We start from the raw sequence: 11,914 nt of genomic DNA, 5'->3' as shown, positions 1-11,914 counted from the left end.
CAGGAACACAGGAACAAAGATGGACAGCGAACTGCAGATTGGTCTGATCGCGCTTGGCGTTGCCGCCGTGGTGGGCATCCTCGCCTACAACAAGTGGCAGGAACGCAAGCACCGGAAGCTCGCGGAAACCACCTTCCGTTCCGACCATCCTGACGTGCTGCTTGGTGCCGCCCCACGTAACCGCATGGAGCCGAGCCTCGACGATGACGAGCCCGATCAGCGTGACGAGATCATTCGCGAAATCGAACCCGATTTCGACGATGCGGCGCCAGTCGTTGCCGATACGCCGGAGCCCGTCTTCCATGAGGATGTGCATCCGAGCGGACGCCATGCCTTGCCGCCGATGCCCAAAGAGCTGGACCCGACCGTTGATTGCATCATCAGCATCGAGGCCATCGAGCCGCTCGACATCGGTCGCCTGTGGAGCACGCAGAGCGAACAACTGCGTGACCTCTCCAAGGCCGTGCGCTGGTTCGGCTTCGACGATGCCGACAACCACTGGCATGCGCTGACCCCGCACAGCGTGGGCGATTTCCACTGGCTGTGCGTGGCGCTGCAGATGGTCGACCGCCGCGGCGCCATCGACGAAAACGAATTCCGCAGCTTCACCGAGGGCGTGCAGCGTGTAGCCGACCAGTTTCTTGCCGTGCCGGCCAATGTGCCCTCGCGCGCTGCGGCGCTGGCCAATGCCGCGGACACCGACGCGCTGTGCGCGAGTGTCGACGTTCAGGTGGGCATCAATCTGGTGGCGCCGCGCGCTCCGTTCCCCGGCGCACGCATTCGCACCTTGGCTGAGTCCTGCGGCATGCATCTGGCCGACGACGGCAGTTTTCATTCGAGCGACGCTGAAGGCCGCCCCTTGTTCATGCTGAGCAACCACGAAACGGAATTATTCGACGTCAGCAGCATGGACGAGTTGTACACCCACGGCATGACCTTCCTGCTCGATGTGCCGCTGGTTGCCAACGGCGCCAGTGTGTTCGACTCGATGATGCGCATCGCCGAAGTCATGGCCGAATCGCTCGACGGCGAAATCGTCGACGACAACCGCGCGCCGTTCGGCCATGAAGAAGCCTCCGTCATCCGTCGCCAGATTCAGCGCATTCATGCGCAGATGGAGGAGGGCGGCATTCCGCCCGGCAGCCGCCTGGCCACCCGCCTGTTCTCTGCTTGAGCGGTGCCTGAATGAGTGCTGATGCCGCGGCTCGCGCGCTTGAATTGCGCGAGCGCCTTGAGGCGTGGAACCACGCGTATTACGTACTCGACGATCCGACCGTACCGGATGCCGAGTACGACCGCGCCTTCCGCGAACTGCAGGAAATCGAGTTCGCTCACCCGGAACTGCTGAGCCCTGATTCGCCCACGCAGCGTGTGGGCGGTACGCCTGCGCCGGATCTCAAGCCGGTGCGTCACGCCGTGCCGATGCTGTCGATCCGCACCGAAACGGACATCACTGAAAACGGTGCGCGTGCCTTCGATGCGCGGGTGCGCAATGCGCTCAAGCTGCTGCCCATCGAGCCGCCCGTGCGCTATCTGGCGGAGCTCAAGTTCGACGGGCTGGCCATCAACCTGCGCTACGAGAGCGGTCTGCTGGTCTGTGCCGCCACGCGCGGCGACGGCACCACGGGCGAAGACGTCACGCACAACATCCGCACCATTCGGCAGATTCCCTTGCGGCTGCGCGGTGCAGCACCCGCAGTGCTGGAAGTGCGCGGCGAGATCTACATGCGGCGGGATGACTTCCTCAAGCTCAACGAGCGCCAGCGCGCAGCCGGTGAGAAGGAATTCATCAACCCGCGCAACACCGCGGCAGGCGCGGTACGTCAGCTCGACCCGCGTATCGCCGACAAGCGGCCGCTGTCGTTCTTCGCCTATGGCATCGGTGAATACCAGGGCTTCGATCTGCCGCAGACGCAGTCCGGCATGCTCGATTGGGTGGCCGAAATGGGCTTTCCGGTGTGCGAGCATCGCGTGCTTTCGGACGGCGCCGAGGGCTTGATCGCCTTCCACGCGAAGATCGCCGAACTGCGCGATTCACTTCCCTACGACATCGACGGCGTGGTCTACAAGGTCGATGACTTCGGCCTGCAGGAAGAGCTCGGTTTCGTGACGCGCGAGCCGCGCTGGGCAGTAGCGCACAAGTATCCGGCGCAGGAAGAGATCACTGAGCTTCTCGACATCGAAGTGCAGGTAGGGCGCACCGGGGCGCTCACGCCGGTGGCGCGGCTGGCGCCGGTGTTCGTTGGCGGCGTGACCGTCACAAATGCCACGCTGCACAACCAGGGCGAGATCGACCGTAAAGACGTGCGCATCGGTGACTACGTGATCGTGCGCAGGGCAGGGGACGTCATCCCCGAAGTGGTCGGTCCGGTGCTCGAACGGCGCAAGGGCGATTTGCCGCGCTTTCACCTCATCGAGCGCTACCCCTGTTGCCCGGTGTGCGGTTCGACCACCGTGCGCAGCGAAGGTGAGGCCGTCATCAAATGTTCAGGTGGCCTGCATTGCAGCGCGCAGCGCAAACAGGCGCTGCTGCATTTCGCCAGCCGCCGCGCGGTGGATATCGAAGGCCTGGGCGAGAAGATCGTCGAGCAGTTGGTAGACCGCGGCTGGGTGAAGAGCCCGGCCGATCTGTATGTGCTCGCGCCGGAGCGCCTGCGCACGCTGGACGGCTTCGCCGAGGTTTCAGCCAACAATCTGTATGCCGCCATCCAGCAAAGCCGCGATGTATCGCTCGAACGTCTGGTGTTTGGTCTGGGTATTCCCGGCATCGGTGAAACCTCGGCGCGCGAACTCGCGCGCTTTTACGGTTCCATCGACGCGCTGGAGCGCGCCAGTCTGACGACGCTGCAGATGGTGCCCGACATCGGGTTGGCTACGGCGCTCAACGTGCGCCGCTTCTTCGAAGACGACGAGAACCGGCTGGTGATCAAGGCTTTGCTGGACGCTGAGCGCGGCATCCGCCGGCCCTCGATTTCCTTGGCTCCGCGCATCATCTCGGCTGCGGAGGTGATCGCTCGTCTGCAGCCTGTGGAAGTCAGCTCGGTGGATGGCAGCGTAACGGCCAGAAGTGATGGCCTGGGCAAGGGCAGCGAGCAGAAGATCGCCGAATTCCACCCCGAACTCATCGATCTTCTGGACGAAGCCTGGACGCCAGGCCGCCTCGCGGATGAAACGGGGCAACCCGTCAAGCGCGCCGCTGCTGCGCTTGAGCGCATCCGCTCACCTCTCGCAACAGCCCTGTTCAACGAACTCGCGTACCTTGGCATCGCCATCGGGCAGCCACAGACCCCTGAGAACGACGCGTCTTCACCTTTTGCCGGCAAGACGTTCGTGCTCACTGGCAGTTTGCCGTCGATGACGCGCGACGAGGCCAAGGCGCTGATCGAAGAGCAGGGTGGCAAAGTCACCGGCTCCGTCTCCAAGAAGACCGATTACGTCGTCGCGGGCGCCGAGGCGGGCTCGAAGCTCACGAAGGCAGAAGAACTGGGTATCACGATACTCGACGAGGATGCTCTGCGTGCCCTCGTCGCAACCAACGTCTGACGCAGAGAACAAAAAGGAAGAGACATGAAGAAGATCACCAAGGCGGTGTTTCCGGTTGCCGGCATGGGTACGCGCTTTCTCCCCGCGACCAAGGCCAGCCCCAAGGAAATGCTGCCGGTTGTAGACAAGCCTTTGATTCAGTACGCGGTGGAAGAGGCCGTTGCGGCAGGTATCACCGAGTTGATCTTCATCACCGGCCGCACCAAGCGTGCCATCGAAGACCACTTCGACAAGGCCTATGAGCTGGAGACCGAGTTGGAGGCGCGGGGCAAGAAGGAATTGCTCGAAATCGTGCGTCACACCGTGCCGGACAACGTGAACTGCATCTACATCCGTCAGGCCGAGGCACTGGGCCTGGGGCACGCCGTACTGTGCGCATCGCACGTGATCGACGATGACGAAGCCTTTGCCGTCATGCTCGCCGATGACTTGCTGGACAACCCCGGCGGCAAACCCGTGATGCAACAGATGGTCGAGGTGTACAACTATCACCGCTGCTCGGTGCTCGGCACCATGAGTGTTCCGCTCGAGAACACGCGTCAGTACGGCATCGTCAGCACCGAAAGCAAGGATGGCCCGATCATGCGGGTGTCCGGCATCATCGAGAAACCGAAGCCCGAAGAAGCACCCAGCACCCAAGCCGTGGTTGGCCGCTACATTCTCACCCCGCACGTGTTCGAGCACATTCGTGCCCTCAAGCCCGGCGCAGGCGGCGAGCTGCAACTGACCGACGCGATTGCCGCTCTGCTCAAGGAAGAGGCCGTGCTGTCGTATGAGTTCAAGGGCACGCGTTACGACTGCGGCTCGAAAATCGGCTATCTCAAAGCTTCGGTCGAGCTGGCCCTGCGTCACCCCGAAGTGAAAGACGAGTTCAGCGCCTACCTTGCCAGCCGCGGCTGAGGCTCAATGAGTGGCGCTGTTCGAGAAGGGGTGGATGACCGCCACCCCTGAAACGATCAGCGCCATGCCGAGCAGGGCTGCCTTGTCGAGTACCTGCCCGAATACCAACCAGCCGATGAGCCCGATCAACACCACGCCGACGCCGGACCATACGGCATAAGCAACACCGACCGGAATGGTGCGCAGCGTCAGCGCCAGAAAGTAGAAGGCACCGGCGTAGCCGATCACCACGATGACGGACGGCCACAGGCGAGTGAAGCCTGCAGCCGCCTTGAGCGCAGAAGTGGCTACCACCTCGAACAGGATGGCCACGCCGAGAAAGATCCAGTTGTTCATCGAACACCTCAGGCTGAAAAAGAAAATGGCGCCTTGCGGCGCCATTCTTGCGTACAGCTCGGCGAGCTGAAAGGCCTTAGGCCTCGGCTTTGGAAGCGCGCTTGCGATCGCTTTCCTTCAGGTGACGCTTGCGCAGGCGAATGTTCTTCGGCGTGATCTCGACAATTTCGTCATCGGCAATGAACTCGATGGCGGATTCGAGCGTGAGCGAAATCGGCGGCACCAGGCGCACGGCTTCGTCGGTGCCTGAAGCACGCACGTTGGTGAGCTGCTTGCCCTTGATCGGGTTCACCACCAGATCGTTATCACGGCTGTGAATGCCGATGATCATGCCTTCGTACAGCGCCTCGCCGGGGCTGACGAACATGCGGCCGCGATCTTGCAGGTTCCACAGCGCAAAGGCCACGGCCGCACCGTCGTTCTGCGAGATCAGCACGCCGTTGCGACGCTCGCTCATGGCGCCAGCCATCGGGCCGTAATCGTCGAACACGTGGCTGGCCAGACCCGTACCACGCGTCATGGTCAGGAATTCACCCTGGAAACCGATCAGGCCGCGGGCCGGAATGCGGTACTCGAGACGCACACGACCCTTGCCGTCCGGCTGCATGTCCTGCAGCTCGCCGCGACGACGGCCCAGCTCTTCCATGACGCTGCCTTGGTGGTCTTCCTCGACATCCACCGTCAGCATTTCGTACGGCTCGGACTTCACGCCGTCGATGTCCTTGAACACCACGCGCGGACGACCAACGGCCATCTCGAAACCTTCGCGACGCATGTTCTCGAGCAGGATGGTGAGGTGCAGTTCGCCACGGCCGGAAACTTCGAACACATCCGAGTCATCGGTGTAGTTCACGCGCAGGGCCACGTTCTTGAGCAGTTCTTTCTCGAGACGCTCGCGGATCTGGCGGCTGGTGACGAATTTGCCTTCACGGCCGGCGAGGGGAGAGGTATTAACCATGAAGTTCATCGTCAGCGTCGGCTCATCGACGGCGATCGGCTTCATGCCTTCGAGTTGTTCCGGGTCGCAGAACGTCACGCCGATGTTGACCTGGTCGATACCGGCCACCAGCACGATGTCACCGGCTTCGGCGGAGTCGGCCGGCGAGCGCTCAAGGCCCTTGAAGGTCAGGATCTGGCTGACCTTGCCCTTGCCGCGGTTTTCTTCGCCGTACATCACGACCACTTCCTGGTTCGGACGGATGCGACCACGCTTGATGCGGCCGATACCCATCTGACCCATGTAGGTCGAATAGTCGAGCGAGCAGATCTGCAGTTGCAGCGGGCCTTCGGCGTCCACTTCCGGTGCCGGTACGTGCTTGAGGATGGCCTCGAACAGCGGGCGCATGTCGGTGCGCTCGTCACCAAGCTTTTCCATCGCAAAACCGTTCAGGCCAGAGGCGAAAATCACCGGGAAGTCGAGCTGCTCTTCGGTGGCACCCAGCTTGTCGAACAGGTCGAAGGTCTGATCGATGACCCAGTCCGGACGCGCCCCCGGACGGTCGATCTTGTTCACCACGACGATCGGCTTGAGGCCCAGCGCCAGCGCCTTGCGCGTCACGAAGCGCGTCTGCGGCATCGGACCTTCCTGCGCATCGACGAGCAGCAGTACGCTGTCGACCATCGACAGCACGCGCTCTACCTCACCACCGAAGTCCGCGTGCCCCGGGGTGTCGACAATGTTGATGTGGGTTTCGCCGTACTGGATCGCACAGTTCTTGGAGAGAATGGTGATGCCACGCTCTTTCTCGATATCGCCGGAGTCCATGACCCGTTCGGCCACCGCCTGGTGGGCGGCGAAGGTGCCGGATTGGCGCAGAAGCTGGTCGACGAGAGTGGTTTTGCCGTGGTCGACGTGGGCAATGATGGCGATGTTGCGGATGGCGCGTGACATGGGAACCTGGAAGTGTCTGAAAAACCGACGATTCTAGCATGAGCCAACGTCAATTCCGTGACGCATTTCGCGAGAAGGGGCTGCAGGGCAGGGGCTGCGGGCCTGCGTGCTAGAATCGGCCGCGTTTCTGCCTGGAGAATCGAATGCTTGCCATCATCGGCGGCAGCGGCTTGTCCCGCCTGTCATCACTCGACATCACACGCCGCGAAATCGTGCGCACGCCGTACGGCGAACCTTCCAGCCCGGTTGTTTTCGGTGAGTTGTGTGGGCAGCCGGTGCTCTTCCTGGCCCGTCACGGGCATGGTCATACCATCCCGCCGCACATGGTGAACTACCGCGCGAATCTGTGGGCACTGCGCGACGCCGGTGCCACCGAGGTGCTGTCGGTTGCATCCGTGGGCGGCATTCGTTCCGATCTCGTACCAGGTGCACTGGTGGTTCCCCATCAGATCATCGATTACACGTGGGGGCGCGTAGGCACCTACTTCGACCGCCCTGACGAGCCAGTCCATCACATCGACTTCACCCATCCGTACGATGCCATACTGCGCAAACGCATTCTGGAGGCGGCCGAGCGGGCAGGGGAGAGCATGCTCGACGGCGCAGTTTACGCCGCCACCCAAGGCCCCAGGCTGGAAACCGCTGCGGAGATCGCACGCCTGGAGCGCGACGGGGCCGATGTGGTAGGGATGACAGGTATGCCGGAAGCTGCTCTGGCACGCGAACTGAACCTGCCCTATGCCGCCATCAACGTGGTGGCAAACTACGCAGCGGGTCGGGGAGATAGCGCGTCGGGTATCGCCTTCAAGGATATAGAGTGCGTGCTGCAAGACGCCATGGCGCGCGTTCGCGCGGTACTGGAACACTCCTGCCGTCGCTGAATGCAAGGCTGCATGCCTGGACCATATCAGCACAAACCCTGATTGACGCAGCGAACCACGCGCTGCTGTAATCAGAGCACCTCTTTCGGGGAGTAGCCGGGGTCGCAAGACCTCTGCAATGTCGTCAGCACGGGAGCGCCAAAACGCTCTCCGGCATTGCAGCCCACGCCACGCGTGGTTGGCAAGACCGTAACAGGCTCGTGCAATCGAATTGTCGTGCCCGTAATTTTTCAAGGTCTTGCCATGCTCTCCATCGGAACCCCTCTTCTGTGGTCGTTGTTCGCGATCTTCGTCGTGATCGCTTTGCTGATCGACTTCTTTGCGCTGAACCGGCAGGGCGCGCACAAGGTGTCGATGCGTGAAGCGGCCATTTGGTCGCTTGTGTGGGTGGCTACCAGTTTCGTCTTCGTCGGCTTGTTGTGGTGGCAGCTGGGTGGCTTGGGGAGTGACGAAGCAGCCCGTACGCTCGCCAACGCCAAAGCGCTCGAATTCATCACGGGCTATCTGGTGGAGAAGGCGCTCGCGGTCGACAACATCTTCGTCTTTCTGATGTTGTTCACCTACTTCGCAGTACCGCAGGAGTTCCAGAAGAGGGTGCTGATGATCGGCATTCTCGGAGCTCTTCTGCTACGTGGGGTGCTAATCCTGGTTGGCGCCTGGATGATTGCGCAGTTCCACTGGATTCTTTACGTCTTCGGCGCGTTTCTGGTTTTTACCGGCATCAAGATGTGGTGGGCTGCCGGGCAAGAGCCTGATCTTGAAGAGAATCCGGCCTTGAAGTGGGTGAAGCGTCGCATCCGCATCTCGCCCAACTACGATGGCGAAAAGTTCTTCACCCGCATGGAAGGGCAGAGGGTGGCCACGCCACTTTTGGTCGTCGTTGCGCTGATCGGCATCGTCGATGTGATTTTCGCAGTCGATTCCATCCCGGCCATTTTCGCCATCACGCTCGATCCGTTCATCGTGCTCACTTCGAACGTGTTTGCCATCCTCGGCTTGCGTGCCATGTACTTCCTGCTGGCAAGCGTGCATGAGCGTTTCCACTTGCTGCCATACGGCCTGGCGATCGTTCTGGTGCTCATCGGCACCAAAATGCTGTTGATTGATCTCTACAAGATTCCGGTCGTGTGGTCGTTGAGTGCCACGGTGCTGATCCTTGGCGTGACCATGATCCTGTCCGTACTGATTGCGCCCGCAAGCGATGCACGACCGCGAGGCGCTTATCCGTTCAGCGTCAAGAAGCGAAAGAATCCAAAGGAAGAACAGCGCTAAGTCGGCGCCGCACGAAGCCCCGGATACCAACCGGAGCTTCGCGGATCTGAGCGCCAGAAAAGCAGGGTTTAACTATCTAGAAACGCCATAATTTGTATTATGTTAAGTACAAAATATGAGTACGAACAATCCCATCCATTCCTGTTTGCCCTGCACTTCGGATATCACGAGCTTCGAGCTTGCCCTGAACTTGCAGCACAACGTCGATCAAACCGACTGTGCGTGGCGTCTCCGTGCGCGGGCCCCATCGCATCAATACCCAGGCGGGAAGTTCTGGCATCGGAGCTCGTAGAATTGCTTTCTGGCGGCCCTGCGTTCGTCGGTCAAGCGCTGCGTTGACCGAACCCTTGCCTGGCGATCGATTTCGCCGATGCGGCGCCGCAAGTGATTGCACCGCGCAGGCTCCGACGGCGCGACGGCATTCCCCCGAAGCAGTCGAAGACTTTGCCCCTGCTCGACTTGAAGCGGCTCGCTCGACGGGTAACTCCCGCCTTGAATGACCGAGAGATTGTCCTTGAGCGTTCGCTGCTGCGATGGATCCGCGCAAGGTGTTGGCTGATAGGCCGTGCCCTGAGGTGTATCGCAGCGATACACCTGTGCCAGTGCGGGTGAAGTCGCTGCGAAAAGCAGCGCCAGCAAGAAAGTACGATTCATGCGTTACCCTTTTTTGCATGCATGGTAACGCGATTGGCATGAGCTATGCCGGTACAGTTTTGCTGTGGCGTCTTAAGCGGAGAGTTCGCTGGCGCGCTCGAGGGCTTCGTCTATGCGGTCGACGGCAATGACTTCGATGCCTTTGATCTTCTGCTTGGGCGCGTTGGCTTTGGGCACGATGGCCGTCGTGAAACCAAGCTTGGCCGCTTCGCGAAGACGCTCTTGGCCACGTGGTGCAGGGCGGATCTCACCCGCCAGACCAACTTCACCAAATACTGCAAGTTCACGCGGTAAGGCTTTTGTTTTCATGGAAGAAACAATCGACAGCAACACGGCAAGATCGGCTGCCGGCTCCGCGATCTTGACGCCCCCAACAGCGTTCACGAAGACGTCCTGATCGAAGCACACCACGCCGGCGTGGCGATGCAGAACGGCCAGCAGCATGGCCAGCCTGTTCTGCTCAAGACCGACCGTAAGACGGCGCGGATTCGGGTTGTGCGCCCCATCCACCAGAGCCTGGATCTCCACCAGCAAAGGGCGAGTGCCCTCTTGCGTGACCAGCACGCAGCTGCCGGGCACTTGTCGTTCGTGCTGCGACAGAAAGATCGCCGAAGGATTGGTCACCTCACGCAGGCCGCGATCGGTCATGGCGAATACGCCCAGCTCGTTCACGGCCCCGAAGCGGTTCTTGATAGCTCGCACGAGACGGAAGCTCGAATGTGTGTCACCTTCGAAGTACAGCACCGTGTCGACGATGTGTTCGAGCACACGCGGGCCGGCCAGAGCCCCGTCTTTGGTGACGTGGCCCACGATGATCAGGCTGACACCAGAGGTTTTGGCGAAGCGCGTCAGCTGCGCTGCGCATTCACGAACCTGCGCTACGGATCCCGGCGCCGATTGCAGCGCCTCCGAATAAAGCGTCTGGATGGAGTCGATGACTGCAATGCGCGGCTTTTCGGCCGCAAGCGTAGCAAGAATGCGTTCGAGCTTGATTTCCGGCAACAGCCGCACATCGTCCGCTTCGAGCTGCAGGCGTTTCGCGCGCAGAGCCACCTGTTCGCCAGACTCCTCGCCACTCACATAGATGGTGGGATGAGCGGCTGCGATTTCGCTGAGCGCTTGCAACAACAATGTGGATTTGCCGATGCCTGGGTCGCCGCCGATCAATACGACGCCGCCGGCTACCAGTCCACCGCCCAGAACGCGGTCGAATTCGGCGATTCCGCTGGAGATGCGCGGCTCTTCACGCGCCTCGAGTGAGGACAACGGCCGTAGCTCGCCCACCGCGCCTGCAAGTGCTGCAAACCGGCCGGAAGCGGCTGTCCCGCCCTGCTCTGCCACGGTTTCGGAAAGCGTGTTCCATGCCTTGCATTGCGGACATTGGCCTTGCCATTGAGGCGCTTGACCACCGCATTCGCTGCATACGAACACGGTGCGAGAACGTGCCATCAGGCTTTCTCTCGGGCGATTTCGGCAGCTCGGCGTTCGAGCGAAGCAACGGCGTGATCGGCAAAAGTGCGGATCAGGCGGGAGCAGAACTTGTCGCGAGGCATGATGACTTCAAGCGAGTTGTGAAGCTGAGGCTCAAGACGCACAGCCGCAAGCGTGCCCTCTTTCAACTCACGCTGGATGGCCGCGTTGGACGCGAATGCGTAGCCAAGGCCGCGAACTACAAGTTGTTTGACGCTGGCCAGGCTTCCCAGCTCAGCGCAAATCTCGAGCTTCGAGACATCCACCCCACCGTCTTCGAAAAACTTCTCGGTCAACTCGCGTACCGAGTTACCGATATCGCGGTTGATCAAGGGGTAATCAGCTAGGTCCTCAGCTCGTGCCACTTTGAGCTTGGCAATCGGATGGTCCGGTCTGCACAGCACCATGATTTCGTCACGGGCAGCGGTAAGTCTCTGAATATTCGGATCATCGGCTGCAATCTCGACGAAACCGAGGTCGAGTTCGCGTGCCGCCACACGCTCTTCCGTGAGCAACGAGTTGCCCACGACAACACGCGGGATGACGCGTGGGTAGAGTTGCTTGAATTCATCGATGATTGCCGGCAGCCAGTAACCAGCAATGGTCATGCTGGTGCCGATATTGAGTGGACCGGAGAGTTCGTCAGTGAGCTCAGCGACGCGCAGCTCCATCTCTTCACTCAGATCGAGGATGCGTTCGGCAAAGGACTGGACGATCTCCCCCGCCGGAGTGAGCGTGACCTTGCCGTGGCCGCGCTCCAGCAAGCGCGAATTGAAGTGCTCTTCAAGCTGCTTGATCTGGAAGGTAACCGCGGGCTGGGTCATGAAAAGGTGCTCAGCGGCCCTGGTGAAGGAACCGTGCTTCGCAACTGCCGCAAATACTTGTAGTCTCCGATCCGCCACGATCCACCCATAAAGTTCGCTTATGGGTCATATTAATAACAATTCAGCTTTGGGGCAAGTCAAGC

9 protein-coding genes are annotated in these 11,914 nt (G+C 61.0%); 5 read left to right on the top strand and 4 right to left on the bottom strand.

Going from position 1 to position 11,914, the window contains the following annotated elements:
* Positions 1-19: 19 nt before the first annotated feature.
* Genes AC6H0W_RS10580 through galU form a run of 3 tightly spaced genes read left to right on the top strand, consistent with a single transcriptional unit; the run spans position 20 to position 4,443 of the window.
* Positions 20-1,174, top strand: a complete 1,155-nt coding sequence (locus AC6H0W_RS10580; protein ID WP_497577120.1) for a cell division protein ZipA — start codon at positions 20-22, stop codon at positions 1,172-1,174.
* 11 nt (positions 1,175-1,185) lie between these two features.
* On the top strand, positions 1,186-3,543 hold the full coding sequence (ligA, locus tag AC6H0W_RS10575) for an NAD-dependent DNA ligase LigA (protein ID WP_497577119.1): 2,358 nt from the start codon (positions 1,186-1,188) through the stop codon (positions 3,541-3,543).
* Positions 3,544-3,567: 24 nt separating this feature from the next.
* A complete protein-coding gene (galU, locus tag AC6H0W_RS10570) occupies positions 3,568-4,443 on the top strand; it encodes a UTP--glucose-1-phosphate uridylyltransferase GalU (protein ID WP_497577118.1) in 876 nt (291 codons plus the stop codon).
* Between the two features lie 3 nt (positions 4,444-4,446).
* Here galU and AC6H0W_RS10565 read toward each other — a convergent pair whose 3' ends face one another.
* Positions 4,447-4,779, bottom strand: coding sequence for an SMR family transporter (locus AC6H0W_RS10565; RefSeq protein ID WP_497577117.1), 333 nt, complete (start codon positions 4,777-4,779; stop codon positions 4,447-4,449).
* Between the two features lie 76 nt (positions 4,780-4,855).
* Entirely contained in the window at positions 4,856-6,670 is a 1,815-nt protein-coding gene (typA, locus tag AC6H0W_RS10560; RefSeq protein WP_497577116.1) for a translational GTPase TypA, read from the bottom strand.
* 143 nt (positions 6,671-6,813) lie between these two features.
* Here typA and AC6H0W_RS10555 point away from each other — a divergent pair, with 143 nt between their 5' ends.
* Complete coding sequence (locus AC6H0W_RS10555) at positions 6,814-7,551, top strand: S-methyl-5'-thioinosine phosphorylase (RefSeq protein ID WP_497577115.1); 738 nt, start codon at positions 6,814-6,816, stop codon at positions 7,549-7,551.
* 243 nt (positions 7,552-7,794) lie between these two features.
* Positions 7,795-8,823: a TerC family protein gene (locus tag AC6H0W_RS10550; RefSeq protein WP_497577114.1), complete on the top strand. Its 1,029-nt coding sequence runs from the start codon at positions 7,795-7,797 to the stop codon at positions 8,821-8,823.
* 726 nt (positions 8,824-9,549) lie between these two features.
* Here AC6H0W_RS10550 and radA read toward each other — a convergent pair.
* Both radA and AC6H0W_RS10540 read right to left on the bottom strand, forming a co-directional pair.
* The gene (gene radA, locus AC6H0W_RS10545; protein WP_497577113.1) at positions 9,550-10,926 is read right to left on the bottom strand and encodes a DNA repair protein RadA; all 1,377 of its coding nucleotides are present in this window, start codon (positions 10,924-10,926) and stop codon (positions 9,550-9,552) included.
* On the bottom strand, positions 10,926-11,849 hold the full coding sequence (locus AC6H0W_RS10540; protein WP_497577112.1) for a LysR family transcriptional regulator: 924 nt from the start codon (positions 11,847-11,849) through the stop codon (positions 10,926-10,928). Before AC6H0W_RS10540 ends, radA begins: the two co-directional genes overlap by 1 nt.
* Positions 11,850-11,914: the final 65 nt, after the last annotated feature.

This window comes from Pseudazoarcus sp. NS20 (genome assembly GCF_059703745.1).
The sequence above is the reverse complement of the archived record's forward strand: the minus strand, read 5'-3'. Positions and strand labels throughout refer to the sequence as shown.

What these genes read in the sequence shown, in the direction of transcription:
- AC6H0W_RS10580 (WP_497577120.1), top strand. Translation starts at nt 20, where the DNA reads ATGGACAGCGAACTGCAGATTGGTCTGATCGCGCTTGGCGTTGCCGCC.
- ligA (WP_497577119.1), top strand. Translation starts at nt 1,186, where the DNA reads ATGAGTGCTGATGCCGCGGCTCGCGCGCTTGAATTGCGCGAGCGCCTT.
- galU (WP_497577118.1), top strand. Translation starts at nt 3,568, where the DNA reads ATGAAGAAGATCACCAAGGCGGTGTTTCCGGTTGCCGGCATGGGTACG.
- AC6H0W_RS10565 (WP_497577117.1), bottom strand. Translation starts at nt 4,779, where the DNA reads ATGAACAACTGGATCTTTCTCGGCGTGGCCATCCTGTTCGAGGTGGTA.
- typA (WP_497577116.1), bottom strand. Translation starts at nt 6,670, where the DNA reads ATGTCACGCGCCATCCGCAACATCGCCATCATTGCCCACGTCGACCAC.
- AC6H0W_RS10555 (WP_497577115.1), top strand. Translation starts at nt 6,814, where the DNA reads ATGCTTGCCATCATCGGCGGCAGCGGCTTGTCCCGCCTGTCATCACTC.
- AC6H0W_RS10550 (WP_497577114.1), top strand. Translation starts at nt 7,795, where the DNA reads ATGCTCTCCATCGGAACCCCTCTTCTGTGGTCGTTGTTCGCGATCTTC.
- radA (WP_497577113.1), bottom strand. Translation starts at nt 10,926, where the DNA reads ATGGCACGTTCTCGCACCGTGTTCGTATGCAGCGAATGCGGTGGTCAA.